Source organism: Catenovulum sediminis, from assembly GCF_007289895.1.
In the GTDB taxonomy this organism is placed as follows: domain Bacteria; phylum Pseudomonadota; class Gammaproteobacteria; order Enterobacterales; family Alteromonadaceae; genus Catenovulum; species Catenovulum sediminis.
Genome location: NZ_CP041661.1, coordinates 674,457 through 695,169 on the forward strand (window position 1 = coordinate 674,457; position 20,713 = coordinate 695,169).

The 20,713-nt window shown below is 39.8% G+C and carries 26 protein-coding genes; 1 reads left to right on the forward strand and 25 read right to left on the reverse strand.

Annotated elements, in window-relative coordinates:
* Positions 1 to 12 precede the first annotated feature (12 nt).
* The 25 genes from FNT16_RS19930 to FNT16_RS20050 all read right to left on the reverse strand — a co-directional run bounded on the left by FNT16_RS19930 (position 13) and on the right by FNT16_RS20050 (position 18,945).
* Positions 13 to 726, reverse strand: a complete 714-nt coding sequence (locus FNT16_RS19930) for a sigma-70 family RNA polymerase sigma factor (protein ID WP_185976779.1) — start codon at positions 724 to 726, stop codon at positions 13 to 15.
* Positions 727 to 730: 4 nt separating this feature from the next.
* Complete coding sequence (gene fliP, locus FNT16_RS19935; protein WP_143873794.1) at positions 731 to 1,375, reverse strand: flagellar type III secretion system pore protein FliP; 645 nt, start codon at positions 1,373 to 1,375, stop codon at positions 731 to 733.
* Positions 1,375 to 1,716, reverse strand: a complete 342-nt coding sequence (locus FNT16_RS19940; protein ID WP_143873796.1) for a flagellar biosynthetic protein FliO — start codon at positions 1,714 to 1,716, stop codon at positions 1,375 to 1,377. The genes fliP and FNT16_RS19940 overlap by 1 nt, the downstream gene beginning before the upstream one ends.
* Positions 1,717 to 1,731: 15 nt before the next feature.
* Complete coding sequence (locus FNT16_RS19945; protein ID WP_143873797.1) at positions 1,732 to 2,043, reverse strand: FliM/FliN family flagellar motor switch protein; 312 nt, start codon at positions 2,041 to 2,043, stop codon at positions 1,732 to 1,734.
* Positions 2,044 to 2,058: 15 nt separating this feature from the next.
* Positions 2,059 to 2,613 carry a FliM/FliN family flagellar motor C-terminal domain-containing protein gene (locus tag FNT16_RS19950; protein WP_185976780.1) on the reverse strand — a complete coding sequence of 185 codons (555 nt, stop codon included), beginning with the start codon at positions 2,611 to 2,613 and terminating at the stop codon, positions 2,059 to 2,061.
* A 176-nt stretch (positions 2,614 to 2,789) separates the two neighbouring features.
* On the reverse strand, positions 2,790 to 3,941 hold the full coding sequence (gene flgF, locus FNT16_RS19955; protein WP_143873801.1) for a flagellar basal-body rod protein FlgF: 1,152 nt from the start codon (positions 3,939 to 3,941) through the stop codon (positions 2,790 to 2,792).
* A gap of 11 nt (positions 3,942 to 3,952) precedes the next feature.
* Complete coding sequence (locus FNT16_RS19960; protein WP_185976781.1) at positions 3,953 to 4,375, reverse strand: flagellar hook assembly protein FlgD; 423 nt, start codon at positions 4,373 to 4,375, stop codon at positions 3,953 to 3,955.
* Positions 4,365 to 5,720, reverse strand: a complete 1,356-nt coding sequence (locus FNT16_RS19965) for a hypothetical protein (protein WP_143873026.1) — start codon at positions 5,718 to 5,720, stop codon at positions 4,365 to 4,367. The genes FNT16_RS19960 and FNT16_RS19965 overlap by 11 nt, the downstream gene beginning before the upstream one ends.
* Positions 5,720 to 6,127: a hypothetical protein gene (locus FNT16_RS19970; RefSeq protein ID WP_143873028.1), complete on the reverse strand. Its 408-nt coding sequence runs from the start codon at positions 6,125 to 6,127 to the stop codon at positions 5,720 to 5,722. The genes FNT16_RS19965 and FNT16_RS19970 overlap by 1 nt, the downstream gene beginning before the upstream one ends.
* On the reverse strand, positions 6,124 to 7,437 hold the full coding sequence (locus FNT16_RS19975) for a FliI/YscN family ATPase (protein WP_143873030.1): 1,314 nt from the start codon (positions 7,435 to 7,437) through the stop codon (positions 6,124 to 6,126). The genes FNT16_RS19970 and FNT16_RS19975 overlap by 4 nt, the downstream gene beginning before the upstream one ends.
* On the reverse strand, positions 7,434 to 8,168 hold the full coding sequence (locus FNT16_RS19980; RefSeq protein WP_143873032.1) for a FliH/SctL family protein: 735 nt from the start codon (positions 8,166 to 8,168) through the stop codon (positions 7,434 to 7,436). Before FNT16_RS19980 ends, FNT16_RS19975 begins: the two co-directional genes overlap by 4 nt.
* On the reverse strand, positions 8,165 to 8,527 hold the full coding sequence (locus tag FNT16_RS19985) for a hypothetical protein (RefSeq protein WP_143873034.1): 363 nt from the start codon (positions 8,525 to 8,527) through the stop codon (positions 8,165 to 8,167). The genes FNT16_RS19980 and FNT16_RS19985 overlap by 4 nt, the downstream gene beginning before the upstream one ends.
* The gene (locus tag FNT16_RS19990) at positions 8,524 to 9,933 is read right to left on the reverse strand and encodes a flagellar M-ring protein FliF C-terminal domain-containing protein (protein WP_143873036.1); all 1,410 of its coding nucleotides are present in this window, start codon (positions 9,931 to 9,933) and stop codon (positions 8,524 to 8,526) included. The genes FNT16_RS19985 and FNT16_RS19990 overlap by 4 nt, the downstream gene beginning before the upstream one ends.
* Positions 9,934 to 9,959: 26 nt before the next feature.
* A complete protein-coding gene (fliE, locus tag FNT16_RS19995; RefSeq protein WP_185976782.1) occupies positions 9,960 to 10,253 on the reverse strand; it encodes a flagellar hook-basal body complex protein FliE in 294 nt (97 codons plus the stop codon).
* A complete protein-coding gene (locus FNT16_RS20000; protein WP_143873038.1) occupies positions 10,253 to 10,633 on the reverse strand; it encodes a flagellar basal body rod protein FlgC in 381 nt (126 codons plus the stop codon). The genes fliE and FNT16_RS20000 overlap by 1 nt, the downstream gene beginning before the upstream one ends.
* Complete coding sequence (locus FNT16_RS20005; RefSeq protein ID WP_143873040.1) at positions 10,633 to 11,001, reverse strand: hypothetical protein; 369 nt, start codon at positions 10,999 to 11,001, stop codon at positions 10,633 to 10,635. The genes FNT16_RS20000 and FNT16_RS20005 overlap by 1 nt, the downstream gene beginning before the upstream one ends.
* A gap of 10 nt (positions 11,002 to 11,011) precedes the next feature.
* Positions 11,012 to 12,121 (reverse strand): flagellar basal body P-ring protein FlgI, encoded by a 1,110-nt coding sequence (locus FNT16_RS20010; RefSeq protein ID WP_143873042.1) that lies wholly within the window; start codon positions 12,119 to 12,121, stop codon positions 11,012 to 11,014.
* Complete coding sequence (locus tag FNT16_RS20015) at positions 12,103 to 12,672, reverse strand: flagellar basal body L-ring protein FlgH (RefSeq protein ID WP_143873044.1); 570 nt, start codon at positions 12,670 to 12,672, stop codon at positions 12,103 to 12,105. The genes FNT16_RS20010 and FNT16_RS20015 overlap by 19 nt, the downstream gene beginning before the upstream one ends.
* Positions 12,662 to 13,345, reverse strand: a complete 684-nt coding sequence (gene flgA / locus FNT16_RS20020; protein ID WP_143873046.1) for a flagellar basal body P-ring formation chaperone FlgA — start codon at positions 13,343 to 13,345, stop codon at positions 12,662 to 12,664. The genes FNT16_RS20015 and flgA overlap by 11 nt, the downstream gene beginning before the upstream one ends.
* A 2-nt stretch (positions 13,346 to 13,347) precedes the next feature.
* Positions 13,348 to 14,121: a flagellar hook-basal body protein gene (locus FNT16_RS20025; RefSeq protein WP_143873047.1), complete on the reverse strand. Its 774-nt coding sequence runs from the start codon at positions 14,119 to 14,121 to the stop codon at positions 13,348 to 13,350.
* A gap of 2 nt (positions 14,122 to 14,123) precedes the next feature.
* Positions 14,124 to 14,822, reverse strand: coding sequence for a flagellar hook-basal body complex protein (locus FNT16_RS20030; protein WP_143873802.1), 699 nt, complete (start codon positions 14,820 to 14,822; stop codon positions 14,124 to 14,126).
* The gene (locus tag FNT16_RS20035; RefSeq protein ID WP_143873804.1) at positions 14,819 to 16,888 is read right to left on the reverse strand and encodes a flagellar biosynthesis protein FlhA; all 2,070 of its coding nucleotides are present in this window, start codon (positions 16,886 to 16,888) and stop codon (positions 14,819 to 14,821) included. Before FNT16_RS20035 ends, FNT16_RS20030 begins: the two co-directional genes overlap by 4 nt.
* Positions 16,888 to 17,958, reverse strand: coding sequence for an EscU/YscU/HrcU family type III secretion system export apparatus switch protein (locus FNT16_RS20040; RefSeq protein WP_143873806.1), 1,071 nt, complete (start codon positions 17,956 to 17,958; stop codon positions 16,888 to 16,890). Before FNT16_RS20040 ends, FNT16_RS20035 begins: the two co-directional genes overlap by 1 nt.
* Before the next feature lie 3 nt (positions 17,959 to 17,961).
* Complete coding sequence (locus FNT16_RS20045) at positions 17,962 to 18,684, reverse strand: flagellar biosynthetic protein FliR (RefSeq protein ID WP_143873808.1); 723 nt, start codon at positions 18,682 to 18,684, stop codon at positions 17,962 to 17,964.
* 3 nt (positions 18,685 to 18,687) lie between these two features.
* Positions 18,688 to 18,945 carry a flagellar biosynthetic protein FliQ gene (locus FNT16_RS20050; protein ID WP_143873810.1) on the reverse strand — a complete coding sequence of 86 codons (258 nt, stop codon included), beginning with the start codon at positions 18,943 to 18,945 and terminating at the stop codon, positions 18,688 to 18,690.
* Positions 18,946 to 19,271: 326 nt separating this feature from the next.
* Between FNT16_RS20050 and FNT16_RS20055 the strand changes: the two genes are divergently transcribed.
* Positions 19,272 to 20,399, forward strand: coding sequence for an ISAs1 family transposase (locus FNT16_RS20055; RefSeq protein WP_143873811.1), 1,128 nt, complete (start codon positions 19,272 to 19,274; stop codon positions 20,397 to 20,399).
* Positions 20,400 to 20,713: the final 314 nt, after the last annotated feature.

Consider the following 20,713-nt stretch of genomic DNA (forward strand, 5'->3'; position numbering starts at 1 on the left):
AACAAATTCTCGCTAAGCACAATTTTTTTCATACAACGCTCTAATTGCGCTTATCGCTTGCTTATGTAACTGACTAACTCTAGCTTTGGTTATGTGCAGGATATCGGCTATTTCTACAAATTTACACTGTTGATAATAATGGTATTCGATCACTCGCTTCTGTTCTTTCGGCAGCTGTGCAATCAAGTCAACGATGTCACCTGAAAAACTCGAATTTGCGCAGTGTTCTGGGTTATACACAAAGTCATTTTGTGCTTGAACGACACCGGTGATCCCTAATTCAATTAGTTGCCCAAAGGCCATCCCAACTATGGCATCAATAACTGAACCGAAAATATCTTCATCATCATGCTCAATTAGTGAATCATAACGCTCTCGAATACTTAAATCTGTATAGTTTTTAGGTACACTCGTTGATTTTATCTCATCTAAAATCTTTCCTTTCAGGTACTTATAGGCAAAACCTTCAAAAGGAACAGTCAAGCCTACATTATATATTTCGATAGCTTGAATAGATGCTAATGAAGCCAAGTTATAATAGTCAGCCCATTCCAAATTAGGGCAATAATAACGCTTAAATAAACTATTGGTCACTTTACGAACCCAAGGTTCATAAAAATCAAACAATAAGTTTCTTTGCGCACTTCCTTTGTCACATTCATAATTCAACCACAGTTCTACCGCATCACCGAGATGCTTGTATGATTCCTTGTGCAGCGCTGACATGGCGTTACAACGCGCTCCTAACCAGGGTTTCCGCAATAAGTGTCCACCCATCAATGACCACAAATAGCATTATCTTGATTGGTAACGAAATAGTTATGGGTGGCACCATAATCATACCTAACGACATTAATATCGCAGATACAAGTAGGTCTATAAGTAAAAATGGTAAGAAAATAACAAAGCCAATTTTAAATGCTGTTTTCAGTTCGCTCAGTAAAAATGCAGGTATCAACTCTGTCGCTTCAACCTCTTCTGCCGTCTCTGGTATTTTGGCGTCCGATATTCGATAAACTAACGAGAGCTCTTCTTCATGCACTTCCTTTAGCATAAATTGCTTAAAAGGCTGCCACGCTTTGTCTAAAGCAATTTCTGGGGATAACTGTTCAGCTAAATAAGGTTGAATACCTTGCTGATAACTTTGGTTAAGCACGGGTTTCATAGTGAATACGGTTAAAAACAGCGCTAGCGTGATTAATATTGCATTGGGCGGGCTTTGTTGCAGGCCCAGTGCATGCCTTAAAAACGACAGTACGACTATATTACGCGTAAAGGTTGTTGCCGCTATCAAAAAAAAAGGTATAAATGAAAGTGCACTAATAAAAACAAATAGCTCTATTTCATTACTGTATCGAGCGATATCAAAATTCATTATTGTTCTTCTAATTGATGGTTAACTGGCTGCAGTTTACTGGACGTAGCGCCTTTACTTTCCGTTAACAAGTATTGTTTATTGGCAATCTCTACAAGGTATAGTGATGTGTTGGCTGATACCTGTTTAGAACCTATAACCTGTATTAGCTTATTGTCAGTCGATTCGAATTTTGAGCACCACCTTTTAAACTTTTCATTGTTTTTAACCAGCAAATAAATACCAATCAAGATAATTGATACAACAGTGGTCGCCACTAACAGATTCAATATAAATTCATCTGATAACATGGCTGAATTATTTGCTTTATTGATATAGTCGGGCACTGTACGATTACTCACAAACAACCAGCTTCATTAAGCTTGCTCAATAATTTCAACAATTTGCACACCAAAGTTGTCACCTACAGCTACAAGAGAAGCTTTAGCTACCGCTTTGCCATTAACCACTAAAGTAAAAGGCTCATCAACGGTTTGCTCCATACTCAGTACTTTGCCTTTTTTTAATGCAAACAACTCATCAACTGTGGTTTTAATTGAGCCTGCGTGAACGGCGATATCAACTTCAACATGACTAATTAGATCAACACCTTTTAACAGTGTTTTTGCTTGTGCATCAGATTCATCGTTCAATTCTGCTAACTCAACACTTTGTGGTTTTTCACTCATTTTTTATTCTCCTACTTATTCTACTATTACAGCTCGTTTTTCGTTTTGCTTACCAAGGTGAGCTTTGAATAATGTTTTGTTATTTGACTTAACGACAGTTTGTGAGCTCAATGGTTTATTTGTAATTAAAATATCCCCCACAGCCATATCCGCTATGCTTTTCAGGGAAATTTTCCCAAGGGAAATATCAACCGATAAGTCAACCACTTCTTTTCCGATACACGATGCTCGTTTAGTTAACTCCCCCATACCGCTTGCGTACCTTCGCCCACAAAGATGCAAAGCGAGCGTTTGAGAGATAACTAATTCGAATTTAATACCTTGGTTTGATTCTTGAATTTCAAATAAAAAGTATTTACTCGCAAGCTTTGGTTCATCGTGAAATTCACGCACTTGCGTTAAGTGATGACAAATGTGATCGAGCTGCTGTAAAAGCTCTAAACGAGCAGCAAAAATGACATTTTGTTTTATATCATCCCGTGGCACGTCTTCTAGCAAATTTCCAAATACAATCCTTTCGATAAATTGCATGTCACTCAGCCCAGCGTGACCTAAACCATTTTCTATCAAATCATCGCTCAAAAACGTAAAATGATTGGGTAATACTGTGTCTGGTTTACGCTTAACACGAAACAAAAGTTTCTGCGCAGACCATGCTGTTACCCATTTTGAAATGGCATCCGTTAGTCTTTGGCAAATGGCGTTATTTTCAGCATTTGTCAGAAACACAATAGGTTGCATATAAATTATCTTCCACCCGTATTGTTGTATAACGTGTCTAACAACTGATTAGCCACGTTCATAACACGAGAGCTTGCTGAATAACCTTGTTGCGCAATCAATAGCTGGGCAAATTGCTCTGTGAGCTCAACGTTAGATAACTCCAACTTACCCGCTAAGATTTTTCCATTTACGCCTTCTCCAGCCACACCCATTTCCATCTGACTTGATGTCGCTTGATATAAACCGTTACCCGCATGAGTTAACTTAGAGATATCGTTAAAACTAGCTATCGCAATGCGTTGACCAGATTGCTCTTCACCATTGCTATATGTAACCTTAATCTGACCTAGTTCATCAAACTCAATACTGGTGTAACCACTGGTTGCGCTGCCATCTTCAACTGTTGCGCCTAAATTACTTGTACCTGATGCCACTTGAATTGCGTTCGCAAAGCTACTGCCTTCACCCAAGGAAAATTCAATTGTTTGAGTTGAGCCATTAAAGGTGAAGTCTTGATTAATTACATTAGCGCCATCTAACGGTGATCCATCCAGGTTAAATTGCACCTGATGAGTACCTGCAGATGTCGAGTCGCTCAAAAATATCTCTGCTTGCCAAGTGTTGTTATTCTGATTGGTGAACTCTATGGAGATAGTATGACTCTTGCCAGACTCATCAAATATTTTGATATCAGAAACCGTGTGATTTGTATCCGAGCTGGCTAATTGACCAGAAAGTTGCACCTGTGTAGTCGCTTCTGGTGCCATTATTTTCAAATCGCTAAAGCTGACCTTTGCTAAATTTCCGGCATCGTCCAACGCCATCACATTGTAGTTGCCGGTACTGTCAACTAACTCCAAGTTGTCATTAAAGGTAAACTGTCCTGCGCGAGTGTAGAAATTTTTGCCATCCGAATCTTGCAATACAAAATAACCCTCACCATCAATTGCTAAGGTTGTTGCATTGCCAGTATCTTGGTAATCACCGGCTTGGCGTTGCAACTCGGTACCTACAACTGACGAACCAATGCCGCCTTCACCACCACTAAAGTCGCGAAAAATAGCGTTGTTGCCTTTATAGCCAGGTGTATTCATGTTTGCTATGTTTTGGCTAAGAACGTCAATTCCTTTTGAGAAACTGAGCATTCCACTTAAACCATTAAAAAATGACTGCATGTTGATTTTCCTTAATTATCTGATTGTTCTTGGATTAATGTAATTTGTGACATTTTTATACTTGGAATAAAGTTTCCGTCAGCTTGCCTGATGGTTAGCTCTGCACCATCTGTGGTATAGCGAATAGCAGTAACTTCCCCGGAAACATTGCCAACACTAGTGTTAACAGCAATGCTCTTACCCAATAAACTCAATGATTGCTGGCTTGAACTGATAGTCGCTAAACCAGATACACCTTCGTTAACTTGTCGCTGCTGATCGAGTGCGGCAAATTGAGCCATTTGTGCTAAAAAGTCTTCATTTTTTGTTGGCTCTAACGGGTCTTGGTAAGTCAACTGGGTAATAAATAGTTTTAAGAACCCTTCCAAATCAATAGAGTTGACCGACTCACTGGACGTTGAACCAACCGTACTACCTATTGCATCAACCTGCATTTTGATTACCTCTTGATAGTGCTGAATAAACAGGTTTTGCCTGACCATTTATGGTGAAAGACACGACTTGTTTACCGAGAAATTCGAACATTTGAATTATTTCTTGTTGTAGTTTTACGAGATCTTTTTCAGACAACTTATAGTCTCTTAATACAATGGCTACTTCGGATTCCGATGTATTGTAAAAAGATAGGTTTCTCTGCAAGATTTCATAACTGTAAGCTGTTTTGGCATCAAAATTAGCTAAAGTTACAGAATCCAACTGAGCGACCTGAATCGTTTTGTTTGTTTTAACAATTTGACTGAGTATTGGATTCGATTCAGTTTCTCCACCTACCAAGGCCTGGCGGTGATTTAAATACAAGGCTACAGACTCAGTGGTTAATTTTTGAGGTAAATTGGGTTGGGTAGATATCATTTGCCCAATATTGAACTGAACTTTATCCAAACTATTTGCCGACAAATAAGAGAGCTTACCAAGCGCGAAAGAAGTAAATTTAAACAAAACACTCTCACTAGACTGCGTGGAGCTAGCTTGCAAAGAGATGGGCTTCATAACATCAGAAAATGTAACCTGTGGATTTAAAAAAACTGTTTCCGCAAGTAGCAAATCTACTTGATCTACCTGTGTAATTAACGGCTCAAATTCGACCTCTAAATCCTGGTGCGTTGTTTGTGAAGGATGTGTGGTGATATGTTCAAGAGCCGCGTGCAAATTGCTTTGATTTGCATTTACTAGTGTATTTGCAGGCAACAACAAGATTGATTCATTGATAGAAGTAAGTGATCTCCACAAATCTTCTACCTTAGAAGGCTCAACGGTAACTTTTTCAACTCGATTGGGTAATTCATTTTCAACAATAAGGCTACTAAACTCATATACTTCAAACGGCAGAACACGCTGGAAATAACGCCCTTCGCTCTCTTCATATGTGGCTGTCGTTAATAACGGCGTGAAATTATCTTTAAGCGTTTGTGATTCACTGGAATGCACGTGGACAAAATCAAGTTGCGGCTGCTCATAAACTGAAACGGCGTAGCGCGCTCTTAGTTGCTGAGTTTCCGGAGCTAAAACATCTGAATTTATGAATTGATTAATTTCTATATTTTCAGCGCTGGATTTCAAAGCATGCTCAGCAGACAAGGTTAAGCGAGCAACGTCAGATTTTTCTTGAGCTGTTTCTGATTCTGTTTGTCTATTATTTAATTCAGTTATCTTGTCTTCAATTTCGCCATTTTTGACAAGTTGCAAAAACGCTAAACTGTCTCCCATATTCGATGAACTCTGTTTAGCCAGCAGCTTGAAATTATTTGACTGATTTAATAGTTGATTAATTAAGTCCATTAATTAATCTCCTGTTGTGTATAAATATCATGCAGTTCAGCGGTTACTTCACTCGCCTTTTGTTCAGCTAACTCAGATTTTCCATAAGCTAATACTAGCTTTTTGGTAGTCGTATCTACTTGAGTTTGATTAGCATTGAGCTTTTGTTTCGCTGATTCAACAGCTTTATACTGCTTATCAAGCTCGCGAGAAAAAGAACTATGGAGCTGAGGAGACTTATAAATATACGAACTATCAGTTTGCTCTAACTGCAACATTAATTCGCTTTGTTCTATGTAGTGTCGCTGAGCCTCTGCCATAGCTTGATTTTGCTTATTTAGCGCTTTTTTCAATTCAAACAACTCTACCCCTCGGATACGCTGTAGAGTTTGCAGTTTTTGCTTTTTCCGTACTAATGCACCGTTCATTTAGCTGTATCCAAAATGTTAGTTAGCACAGACCAAGCTTGTTGGGTGTCAATTTTTTCAGAGGTGTTTTGTTGCAAAAATTGCAACATCTCGTCTTTCAACTGCAATGCCAAATCTATCGATTTATCGTTACCTTTTTGATAAGCACCCATTTCGACTAGGTCTTTGGCGTTTTCATACACAGACAAGGTCTTTCGAAACGATTGAGTTAATTTAACTTGCCTGTCATCTAACAACTTAGTTGTTAATCGACTGACGCTTTTTAGTACATCAATAGAAGGAAAGTGACCTGCTGCAGCTAATTCACGAGAAAGTACGATATGACCATCGAGAATTGAGCGCATGTGATCGGCCACAGGCTCGTTCATATCATCACCTTCAACCAAAATGGTGTAGATAGCAGTTATACATCCTCGTTTTTTGAAAGCCCCCGCTCGCTCAATTAAAGCCGGTAACTCATTAAATACCGACGCAGGGTAACCACGAGCGCCTATATGTTCGCCTGCGGCTACACCTATCTCCCGCTGCGCGTAAGCAAAACGAGAAACTGAGTCCATAATCAAAAGTACATCTTTGCCTTGTTTACTAAACCATTCAGCGGTTGTAGTAGCAGTTATCGCAACTTTTTTACGCATAGTGGCAGGTTGGTCTGACGTAGCAGCAAAAACTATTGTTTTAGCTTGAGCTTTTCCATGTAAGGTTTGATCAACAAACTCGACCACTTCGCGGCCACGCTCTCCGACCAAAGCCACAATAACAATGTCAGCTTCAGCATTGCTAACTAGCATATTGAGCAAAGTTGTTTTACCCACACCACTACCAGCAAATATACCGATTTTTTGACCTTTACCTAAAGGCAGCAGAGTATCAATTGCTTTTATTTTTGTTTGCATAGCGCTGTCAATTTGTGTTCTAGACAAAGGATTGATTTCCGTATTGTCTAAAGCACAGAATTCGGTATTACTTGGAGGTGGCAATTCATCCAGCGGTCTAGCATTTGCGTCAAACACCCGCCCCAACATTTCATAACCAACTCGTACAGCGCTCGCACGATTTAACGGCTTCACTCTGCTGTTAAGGCATAGTCCAGTAGATCGACCTTCCGCAATGAGTTGAATTTTCCCGTCTTTTAATCCAATCACTTCCGCTGTGCTTTTTTGTTTGTTTAACGCATGTTCAATTTCAACAATATCTCCCAAACGGACTTCGCAACCAGTTGCTTCAAGTAATGAGCTAGAAACAGCCGTTAACATGCCGTAATCTTCATTAAATGTAATTTTGCGAACCGCTTGTTTATATGCTGCAATCATCGAGCTTCATTCCTGTGCTGAAATTGCTCTATTAACGCCAATGCACATTGCTCGTAGCGCTTGAGTAAATCGACGGATTTAATGGATTTACCACTGACAACTTCAAACTGCATGTCATGTAATGAATCACTTATTTGAACGTCAAATTGTGCTAATTTTTGCTTATCAATTTGCAACAACTGCTGGTAAAGGTTTGCAGAAACCAGCAGTCGACCGAGTGGCTTATCACCTTCTGTGTCTATATTTTCAAGAATGGTTTGTTGAATAAGCGTGTGAGATAACTCTCTATCACCTATAATTTTGGCGATAATGCCAATGGTTAACTCTACAACATTAGCTTCAAGATCGAGTTCAAAGGACTCGACCTTCTGTTTGAATAAATCTTGTGCTTTTTGCAAAGAGGCTGTCGATAGCTCAAACGCCTGTAGTGATCGCTCCAAGTTACTTACAAGTGTGTTGTGCTTATCTTCATACGTTTTTTCAAGCTCGGCGGTTACTGTAGCTGTTTCCTCAGCAATTAATTTCTCAGCATCTTTTATCCCTTGCTTAAACCCCTCTGCTCTTGCGTGTTCATGCAATTCTGCTAATTCTTGTTTAAATAATACCTTAAGCTCCTCTAAGTCGGGCGTTGAAGGAGATGAGGCAACACTTGGTTTTGCTGTTGCAATCGCCATGCCTCTGGGTAAAAGCACCGTATCAGTTGCAGGATTTGACTGCTTTAACACTGTCATTTTTGCTCCTGATAAGTAATTTTTGCTAAATGTTGTTCCGCTTGTTTGCGGATTTCAGATAAAGCCCGACTAGTAAGCTCTGGTGGCGGAGTTACACTCATGCATGACTGCCAAACAGCATCTAGCTTGTTTATATGTGCAAGCGAATTTATTTTCTTACCCAATGTTTGGTTAACGCTGCTATCAGACAGGGCGAACAATCGTTGACGTAAACTCGCATCTTGTGCAACCCCCATTTCTTTGGCTTCGCCAATCAAAGGCATGAGCTTTTGCTGTTGCTCACTCGTTAAGTGAGACATTAACCAATTTGTATCCTGCTCATTTAAACAGGCTATTTTCAATGCAAGTGTTCGTATCATACTTTTTGACCACTTGCTTCAATGGTTTTGGCCTCTTCTGCTAACCATTCTTGTACTTGTAGCAACAACTGTTGTTTTTCATCTTCGTTTAGTGATGTTCCCACTTGCGGATTCTTACGAGACCGTTTATTAAACACTACAATGAAAAATATAAAGAGCACCGCTGCAATAATTCCATAAGGCAACCATTTAACTAGGTTAAATTCTTGGTTCGTCGTTTGTGCTGGAGCGGAAATTTTGTTGATATTTTTGTTGTCTGGTACAGGTAAAGATACCGCACTATTTTCATTTATTGTGTTGACGGCACTCATTCCAGTGACAACTTCAATCGAGTCACCTCTTTCAACCGATAAACCCAAACCACTTGAAACGACGGCAACAATTTTATCTTTAACATCAGCTGCGATTGGTGAAGCAATAACAATTCCGACATTGATTTTTTCAATTTGCCCAACAGCATACTCCACCTCTGATATTTCTTTTGAGAAGAGGAATTCTTCATCTGAACGGACAATCTTTGGCGGCGTGTTATTTTCAGTTGTAGCTGATGCATCTTGTTTTGCTTCTGTTTTTCGTTTACTGATATATCCAACTGTTCCTGTTGCGCTGTTTGGAATAAATTGCTCTTGTTTTGCAATGCGTTTGTCTAGGTTAATGACTGTGCTCACCACAACAGAAATATTATGGTGGCCAATCATTCCAGATACGAGTTTGCTGACCTTTCGCTCTAATTGCTGATTGTGCTCAGAAATATTTTCAACTTGCTTTAGTTTGCCAGTTTTAATTAATTTGTTACCTAAACTATCTAATACAATTACCTGTTCAGCAAACAATTCAGATACTGAAGCCGCTACAAACTCCTGAATGCTCGCCACCCAACTAGATGTCACCTCAACGCCTTGTTCGAGAGATAAAACGACCGATGCTTTGGATGGATGAGTCACTTTTTGAAATAAAGTTTTTTTCGCTAAGGTGAGATGCACTCTTGCACTTTTAATCCCATGTATTGAACGTAAAGTATTAGAAATTTCACCTTCTAAACCTCTTTGATAGTTTATCTGTTGAGAAAATTCGGATTGTCCATAGTCGCTGTCGGTAAATAATTCCCATCCAACATTGTGTTTTTCAGTTACACCAACACTTTCTAACTTATGGCGCAATTCAGCTAAATTTTGTTGCTGAACTAAAATCTCTCCTGTTTCTGGGTCAACTTGGTAATCAACTTTCCACTCCATCAATAAAGCATGTGCTTTATTCTTATTGGCTTCAGACAGTCCACTTGGCAATAACGATTGGTATGTAGGCACCAATAGCCACCAAATAGCAACACAAGTCATGACAGCTAAGCCAATTATTAAAGCTGTCAGCATTGGCTTTTTACGTAAATCTGATACTAAATTTTCCACGGTTTACTTCTCTTACTAAACGCTTGCTAAATTTGCATGCTGGTAATTTCTTTGTACGATTCCACTAACTTGTTTCTAATTTCTATTGTAGTTTGTAGCGACAATTTAGCTTTTTCCATTGCTAGCATGACATCGTGAACAGCAATATTGCTGCCTTGTGAGTATTCGGTCATTAAATCTGTAGCGGCTTTTATATCCGAATCAACTACGCTGATGTAATTGGTAAATACACCACTGTTGGCTTGCGAGCTAGGAGTGATATCGATAGTTTCTAACTTGTCCATTGCTCCAATGCGCTCAATTGCATGAATTTCGTTCATTAGTTACCTCCACCAATTTGCAAAGCAGCAGCGTTCATTTCGCTTGACGTGTTATAGGCCCTAACATTTGCTTCATACGCACGTAATGCTGTGGTTAATCTCGCCATTTCAGAAACATGATCTACGCTTAGAAAGTACACATAACCGTCAGAGTTGGCGGCTGGGTGTGATGGATCATGTTTCACTCTAATATCCGCATTAGCCACTTCTCTATTCGAGGTGTTTGAACTTGCTTGTAGTTGAGTAAAGGCAGCTTGTGCATCAGCAATACTCGAAAACGCAACATTTGCCAATGCCAATTTCCTTGATGCGAGTTCCATGCTTGCTCTTTCATACGCCATACCGGATTTAGCAACAGAGCCAATCGTTTCTATTTCCATTATTTATTCCCTCCTGAAACGGCCAATGACATTAGACCGAGTTTACTGTTTAGCACTTTAGCAATAGCTTTGTACCGCCCTTGAGCTTCCGACAGTGCAAGCACTTCAGAATCCAAATTTGTTGACGTCTGTATAGACTGACCAATGAATGCCTTTAACTCAGTCGAGTTTTTTAGCAAATGTTTAGCTTCATCGACATTCCCTGATGTTATGTGTTGCGAAACGGTTTGCATCAATTGTTCAAATTTTAAGTTTTGTACAATCGCACCTGGCTTGTTTATCGTAGCAATATTTTCTGCTGCGATTTTGGCTTGTATCTGCCTTACAGCAAGTGCCGCTTGCGCTTGCTCTATTGAATAATCAGCCATATTTTTTTCCTTACTGAATTACCAACTGTGCATGAAGTGCACCCGCTGCTTTAATTGATTGGAGAATGGTAATGATGTCACGCGTCGATAAATTTATTTTTTGTAGCGACTGAACCAAGTCCGCAACACTTGTACCAGCAGATACACGGACCGAACGATTGTAATCTTCTTTAATTTTGATATCTGGCTCTGCTACAACCACAGACTGAATGCTACTGCTCGGTCGTGACAATAACTGAGGCTGCGAAACTTGATAACTCGTATCAATTTCAATGCGTAAATTGCCATGGGATATACTGACTTCGCCAATTAATACGTTTCCACCGGCAACTATGGTGCCCGTTCGTTCATTAACCACAACTCTTGCATCTACATCAGGGTTTACACGGACATGTTCCAATTGCGCCATGAATTTCATTGCTGAAATATTGGATGGCACGATGATACGGATTTTTCCAGGATGGACGGCGTCCACCCATTCCACGCCTAATTGCGCTTTTATGCTTTGAACTACACGTTCGGCCGTGGTGTAATCTCGCTCGTGTAATATGATCTTTATTTCATCAGATAATTCGGAGTTGATAGGCGATGCGCGCTCGATAATTGCGCCTTGAGAAACAGTTCCCGCCGTGGTGTGGTTTTTTTGCGACAAATCGTCAAAAGCCTCGACTTTATAACCACCAACAATAACGGTACCTTGACCTAATGCATATAGTTTTTCATCTGGTCCATATAGAGGTGTCAGCAATAAAGTACCACCACTTAAACTTCTCGCGTCACCCAATGACGAGACTAAAATATCAACGCGATCACCTTCTTCAGTAAATGCAGGAACTTCTGCTGTCACCATAACAGCGGCCGCGTTGCGGCTGCTAATTTGGCTTTTATCAACTGTTAGGCCAAAACTTCTGAGCGTATTGGATAATGATTGTAAAGTTGCTTGATTGCGTGGACTGTCACCACTGCCTTCAAGACCAACCACGATGCCATAACCAACAAGTGCAAATGACCTTTCGCCTTCAACTCGCGCTAAATCCTTTAATCGGACTCCATATCCTTCGATAGCAAGTGAGTAAAAGCTGCTAACAAGCAGCAAAAACATCACAATATACCTAACCATGAAAACACCTTGTAAAAAATACTTTGTTCTTGCGCATCACTGACGTCACCAACACCCTGGATTTCTATCTTAGCGTTAGCAATTCGGTTGGACATTAGCGTATTGTTTTCGCCAATATCTCTAACTCTAACTAAACCTGTTAATTTAATTGTTTGAGATTCACCATTCACAATTAGGTTGTGGTTTGCTTCAATCTCAACCATTTTGTTGGGTAACACCTTCTGAATAACGGCACTCACTTGGGTGGTTGCCATTCCTTTGCGAACAGTCTGCCCATTGCCATCTCCTGAGCCAGATAAGCCAAGCGCTAAGCCTATGTTATTGTGACTATCTGAAGCATCGGCAGAAATACCAACTCCCTTACTCACCCCCGTGCCTGCTGAAGATTCAGCACGAGTAGACTCAACAACCAAAATAACCAGCGATTCACCTACTCTGTAAGCTCTATCATCACTGGTCAGTGCGCGATAATTGTTGACATCTATAGCCATTGCTGACGCCGATTGAAATAATGCCATCACCAACAGTGATTGAATTAACCTAGTGCACATATATAATTCCTTCTGCAGCAACCAAACCACTTATCGACTTGTTGCTATCTGTAATTAAAGCTCTGACGCTGTCACCAATTTCCCACCCAGCATCAATAGAAGTTCCTAGTGTTTCTAACGTTAAGCCCCTATTTTTAAGTACTATCGTTATTTGTTGCCGCGGAAATATCTTCGGGCTAACAGCAACTGTCGCCTGTGTCAAAATTTGTCCTTTTCTTACATTTTTGCGTGTTACAAGCTCACTTAGTGTGTTCGTTAAAATGAGAGGTTCTGGAAGCAAAGCAGCCACGTCTAACTTCTTTAATTTAACAACTTCTTCAGTCAGCATACTCAGTTGAGGCAGATCTTGCTCAAATACCCAAACTTCTTTTAGCACCTTAATTTTCAGCCATGCTTGTGTTAATTTTCCTTCTTGGTCTTGCCAACTAAACTTGCTTCGACCCGAAATTAATGCACCCAACTCAAATTTTGAGTGATTTGATGAATTAGGTTTGTTTACAGTGATAGGCTGGCTAATCACTGCGATAGACACTTCTTCACCGAGATACGCAAAATGTTTGCATACCTTTGCTTGCCACTCTATTTTGGTTGAACCAGTAAGTGGTTCGCTGTTAGTGGGTCCACAATTAAATTCAGTGCCTAACGCAAGACTTAATAAGCTTGATAACAACATTTTTAACGTCGAATATTGTTGGTTGTTTCCATTATGCTATCCATTACTTGTACTAATCTGGCATTTAGTTGGTAAGCACGTTGGGCTAAAACTAGGCTCGTCATTTCTTCAACTAAATCGACATTTGAACCTTCAACAAATCCCTGCAAAATACTCCCGGCACCTTCTTCACCTGGCTTTTTGATAGTTGGAAGTTCCGATCCTTCTGCCAGGGTATATAATCCTTGGCCCATCGACGTCAGTGCTTGTGGATCATTAAAAGTAGCAAGGTTTAATTGTCCAACCTCAATTGAATCTTGGTTGCCTGGCACTCTAATTTCGACAGAGCCATTTGGTAGAATAGTGATACTTTGTACATCCGGTGGTATATATATTGAATCACTCAACGGATACCCAGATGCGGTAACTAGCCGACCATCCTGATTAAACGCCAACTTGCCAAGGCGGGTGTACGCAAATTGCCCATCTGCTAATTGCACTTCTAAAAATCCGTTACCACTAATTGCAAAATCTAACGCCTGACCCGTTGCTTGAATAGAGCCTGCTGAGAAATTTGTATAAGTCGCATCTAACTGTGTACCCAGTCCGGTAGATTCACTGTCTGTTACAGATGCTTTTTGGTTAATTTCTTGGCCGCCCTTAACTAAGTCAGTAAAAGTCACACCTGATTTTTTAAAACCAGCAGTTTGCATATTTGAGATATTATTTGAAATAACATCTAGCCATTCTTGTGTGGCTTTTAACCCTGTTTGGGCAATTTGCAGCGCTTCAATCACAACTATTTTCCTATTTGATTTATTCCAGTCTTGAGCATTTCGTCGTATGTAGACATCGCTCTTTGCAATGTTTCTATGTGTCTTGTTTTTTCTATCACTCTGAGCATTTCAGCGGATACATCCACGTTTGAGGTTTCCAACGCCCCTTGTAAAATTTTGAAATTTTCTACTTCCTTTAATTGACCTTGGCTTGTATACAAACCGTCGCCAGCCGAGAACAATTTTTTCGTGTTGGTTTGGTAAATAATGAACTGATCGACCATTTTCCCCTGAGAGAAGATTTGCCCCTTGACCGATATTTCGAGCGAATTTGCATCTAATCCTGTTGCATAACCACTAGACGTTATTACAGGGTCGCCAGCCTGTGTTACCAGCACTCCCCTCTCGTTGATTGAAAACTGGCCATTACGTGTCAAATGGATAACACCGTCTTTATTAACCGCAAACCAACCTTGGGTTAACAATGCCAAATCAGTCAAGTTGCTGGTAACTTTTGCACCTCCTTGTTTTAGGTCTGTGGATTTGGTGAGCTCAACGCCTGAAATTAAATCAGAAAAATTGGTACCGGATGTAACCTGAAGATCAGCTAACTGAGTCTTATAGCCAATCGAATTCACATTCGCAGTGTTCTGTGCTGTGACCTCAATAGCTTTGATTTCAGTCTGCATCACACTTGATAACTCATTAATTAATTGACTCACGCTGGTTTACCTTGTAACTGTAAATCCAAGTCAATTACGGATGCGGCTTGCACCTCGATTTGCTGACTCACTTCGTTGATGGACATCACGCTAATTTGCGGAACAGCTCTAGCCAGTAAGTCTCTAACTGATTTACGAATAGGTGCTGCGCACAATAAAACGGGTTGGATATTTTGCGACAATAGCTTTTCGTATTCTTTTGCCACTTTTGCGATAAATTGTTCTAGCTCTTGCGGTAAAAGATCACCTGTAGAGCTATTTGCTTGTCCAGATAAAAACTTCCGTTCCAGTCTAGGTGCCAGAGTAATCATGTTCAACTTACCATTTGAGTCTGCGAGCATGTTGCAAATGTGAGTACTCAGACCTGTCCTTACTTTTTCAGTCAGAATTTGTATGTCTTTGTTATGGCGGCCATGATCGACCAGTATCTCTAATATGAGGCCTAGGTTTTTAACCGGAACGCGCTCTACGACTAACGCCTTTAACACATTTTGGATATCAGAATAAGATAATATTGCTGGAATAAGCTCATCGATAGTCGAGCCAATATCCTCTCGCTTACTTTCAACCAAATTTTCTACATCGTTACGTGACAAAAATTTATCTAAGTTAGCTTTGGTGATTTCTTGAATATGCGTGGATAACACAATCTCGGGCTCTACTAGAGTATACCCTGCTGAATGAGCAATAGTCTTTTGCTCTCGCATAATCCATTGGGCCGCTAAACCATAGGTTGGCTCAACGGTTTCTTCACCGTCTATTTTAATTTTTGCGGCGCCACCGTTAATGGCCAATAATTTATCCGGTCGAATAACGCCTTTTCCCATATCAATACCATGGATACAAATACGATATTGGCCATCTTTCAGTTTATTGTCGGTATTGATGGTTAGAGCAGGTACAATTACGCCAAATTTACTTGCAATTTGCTTCCTTAATAAACCGATTCGATTTTCCATATCTTGGGTTACGGTAAAGTACTCTTTTGCTATATTTTTCGATACAACCAGTTCGTAAGGTGCTATTTGCATCAAGGATTTAAACTCTACATCCAAAGGATCTGAATCTAAGCTATCATTGGTTTTCTTATTTGTTAACGCCTCAGCTTTATTGTTTCTAAATATCAACCATGACATGCCAAGCAGAGCGCAAGCCACTATCGCTACAGGGAAAACGGGAATGCCAGGCAATAACATAAAGATGCCTAAAGTACATGCAACTATTATTAATGTTTTCGGATGTGCTGAAAACTGACTAGTTATTTCCTGTGCCAGACGAGTGTCTGTTGCAGCACGTGTAATTATAATACCAGTTGCAACGGCTATTATAAGGGACGGTATTTGTGTAACAATGCCATCCCCAACCGTTAACAGCGTATATTGGTGTAACGCCTGCCCCCAAGGCATACCATTTTGCACTATACCAATTGATAAACCGCCGATGATATCAATCAGTATAATAATGATACCTGCAATTGCATCGCCTTTAACAAATTTAGAAGCGCCATCCATGGCACCATAAAAGTTAGCTTCTTTTTCTAGCTGGGCTCTGCGCATTTTAGCTTCATCTTGATCGATAAGTCCCATATTTAGATCAGCATCGATACTCATCTGTTTACCCGGCATAGAATCTAATATAAATCGGGCTGCGACTTCGGCTACACGCTGCGCACCATTTGTGATAACAACATATTGCACAACGATCAATATTAAAAATACGACCAAACCAATAACGTAATTACCGCCAACAACATGCTCTCCAACTGAGCCGATAACCTTTCCTGCATCCGCATCATTCAATATTAGACGTGTGGCCGCTATATTTAGAGCGAGTCGAAATAACGTAGTCATCAGAAGCAAGGATGGAAAAGTCGAAAACTCAAGCGGTTTTTCCGTGTAGAAAGTAATCAGTAATATCAACAAAGCAAATGAAAAATTGATTACCAACAAAAAATCCAATGTTGCTGAAGAGATGGGCGTAAACAGTACCATTAAGATGCCAATCATCCCTGCAACTAATAAAAAGTCGTTTATGCCTGAAAACAAAGATTTAAAAGACGAATTCATTAGCTATATACCTTGTGATTGGACATAGTTACAACCCAGCTATACACTTTAGCGACTTCGAGCTGTTGATCATCTTTAATTGGCATACCAACCTTAACCAATTTATTTAATTTTCGGGCTAGCATTTTCTTCCTTAAAATAGGAACCTGATGTTTTCTGGCTTGCCGACATATTATTTTTGCAATCATGCCGCTCCCTTTTGTTAAAACAATTGGCACAGCCATAGATTGAGGACGAAATTTCAATGCAACCGCGATATGCGTTGGGTTCGTTATAATCACATCTGCATCACCGATATTTTGAATGTTGGATAATTTCGCCAATAACTCATTTTGGTTTTTCTTAATTTTTGCTTTTACTTCTGGATTACCTTCACGTTTTTTATGCTCATCTTTAACATCTCTTTTGCTCATTCGCATTTGTTTGGCGAATTCAAACTTACTATACCAAAGGTCAAATAACGCAAAAATTGCGAACACAACCAATAAACTAACCACTAACTTAACTAGGATGTCATTCCAGCTCGCTAACACGTGATTTAATGATGCTTGTGTATTGGATAGAAGTGTCAAATAAGAAGGCTTGAGTACGAGATAAACAACTGTTGAAAAAACAGTTAGCTTTACGATTAATTTAACTAATTCAACTAAAGAGCGTTTTGAGAAAATCTTCTTAAAACCTTTAGCAGGGTTCAATTTTGAAAAATTAGGTTTAATTGGGAAAAATGATAAAGCCACCCCGCCGTACACAAAAGAAATAGCGACAACGGCGATAAAACTCGCGGCAACGGCAATTAACCAAAAAAATGAAAGTGCCCCCGTGATACCAAAGAAATTGTGCATGAGCATAGCATCGCTCTCAGCCATTTGATGTGCATTACCAATCCATAGAGCTAACAAACGTAAAGAAGTTCTGACCAATTCAGAGCCAAATACGTACAAAACTACTACGATAGCTAGCAAACTAAAAAACGCAGGAAATTCTTGGCTTTTAGCGATTTGTCCTTTCTTTTTAGCTTCACGCAATTTATAGGGAGTTGCCTGTTCGCTTTTATCGAATTGCTCTTCCATGATTTATACCGAAAGTAAATTAGTCCATTGAGGGATCACCGACCTCAACATATTATGCAAAGCATCTACGGCAGGTCGACTTAACCCAATTAACAATAGTACACCCATCGCTATCTTGACGGGTAAACCGACAAAATAAATTTGAGCTTGAGGCAATGATCGGCTCACAAATGCCAACGATAAATCTATTAGCCAGAGTCCAATAATGACCGGACTTGCAAATACAAAACTCGTAACGAAGAAAAGACCTAAAATTTTGTACCATTGTTCAGACAAGACAAAGGGTTGAAATAGCGGCACGTATTCAAATAACAGATGCAAACTTTCTATTAGCTCTAAATGTACGTTGAGCAAGAAGAAAACAGCAGCAAGCATCAAAGAAAATAATTGCGCAACAGGCGTCGCCACACTGTTAGTGTTAGGATCAAATAATGAGCCTGCAGCAAAACCTATCTGCACATCAATTAGGTGCCCCATAAAATGAACAGCCGCATATGCGAAATGGAAGCCTAAAGCTAATACAGCACCGATAGCAAACTCATTGACAAGTGCCCAAACAAGGTCAACCTCAGGCTGCTCCGTATCTGCTCGATAGCCTGTAGCCAAACACAAAGCGATGGCTACAACAAAAATTGTTCTCACCATCATCGGTACTTGAGCAAATGAAAAGACAGGTAAAATAACGAAGATTGGCAACAATCGGAAACTAATACACAAAGTTAACATTTATTAGAATCCTGATGCCAAAACAAACAAGTCTTTAGCAAAGTTTGAAATTACATTGATCATCCAATGACCCATGACCAATAAAACTGCAATTGCCGCTATTACTTTGGGGACGAAGGTAAGTGTCATTTCTTGAATCTGAGTGACTACTTGGAAAACACTAATAAGGATGCCAATAAGAAGGCACGTACCTAAGACGGGCATACCAACTTTTAGAACCAATATTAGCATCTGACCAAACAAAACAACTAAGCTATCCATTCCCCAACGCGTCCCTCGACATTCGACCCAATAGAATTTTTTAATCAGCTGTTTCCATCATCCGTCGGGCGGTGCATAAACTAGCTACGATGAAACTAATAACGTGGCTAGTCAAAAAATTAGGCGGATAATAACGATTTAAGAATAACTTAACAAAAAGATAAGTCTAAACGGTCGTTTAATGCGACAAAATGATCTTCAACCAGTTAATTTGGTTGATAATAAGCAAATATGTCACTAAGTAGCAGGGCAAGATCATTATAAATTGAACTTATTGAACAAGTTGCGATCAGATCAAGGCATAATAACAACCTTGGAATCCAAAAATGAGCGCAACTTTTCTGGCACACTTTGATTCAATCACAGATCCTCGCATCGACCGCTGTAAAAAACATAACCTACTCGATATTATATTGCTATCAATTAGCGCTGTCCTTTCAGGCGCAGAGGGTTGGGAAGATATTGAAGACTTTGGTCACTTAAAACTTGAATGGCTTAAAAAGTACGGTTCATTCAAAGCCAGCATTCCAAAACATGACACCATTGCGCGTGTCATTTGCCGATTAAAAGCGAATGAAATAGAAAACGCATTTCAATCGTGGATATCATCCCTCATTAAAGTAACAGGTGCCGATATCATTGCGGTAGATGGGAAAACAGCACGGCGCTCATTTACCACAAATGACCGAAAAACGGCACTACATACGGTTAGCGCTTGGAGTTGCCAACATCAGTTAGTGTTAGGTCAAACAGCCGTTGATACAAAAACGAATGAAATCACCGCCATTCCAGATTTATTAACGATGTTAGATATTGAAAATAGTATTGTCACGCTGGATGCAATGGGATGCCAAGCAGAGATAGCCCAGCAAATTATCCATCAAAAAGCGGATTATATTTTAGCCTTAAAGGGGAATCATTCAGGTATGCAGCGCGAACTAGAAGCCTGGTGGCATAAAAGCGTTCGTGAAGGATTGAGTGAAGAAAAACATAGCACATACACAGAAGTAGACACAGGACATGGACGTATTGAAACCAGAGCATGCCAACAGTTACTGATTGATAAAAAGTGGTTAGATAAAGACTACCAATGGTCAGGGCTGAATAGCATCATTCAAGTGACGGTTAAAATGCATGAAAAATCGACCGGAAAAGAAACGAGTGAAACGCGTTGGTACATAAGCTCTTTAGGATTAAATGCAGAGCAAGCGCTCAATGCCGTTCGAAGTCACTGGCAAGTTGAAAGTATGCACTGGATGCTGGATATGACGTTTAGGGAAGATGAATCAAGGATACGTAAAAAGCGAGGGCCACTGGTATTCAATGTGATGCGAAAAATAGCGATGGCGTTATTCAAGCAAGACACAACGAAGTCAGCGAGTATGGCGAGGAAAAAGAAAATGGCTGGGCTAGACGATAATTATCGCTCAACCCTTTTTAGAATCTGGGATTAAAATGCGCTAGCCGTGAGCAATCATATCGATGTCAAGATCATACCTTCAAGCATCCCAAATATTTAAATGGGGAGCAATAATTTAGAGCAAAATGTATTTTTCAGGACGAAAAAACCTAAGTTTACATGGAAGTACTTGGAGAGTTTTTGTGAAAATTATAGCTCCCCCTCGCCAGCTTAAATAAAACATATTTAACATATCAAAAATTGAGTAAGGAGGTATGAAGACGAAATTTTTGAGGAAGGTTATTTCGTTGACAATAGTAAAGTAGCCGCTAAAAAAAAGCTTCCTTGCTCTCAAGGCTCGTTGCTCGA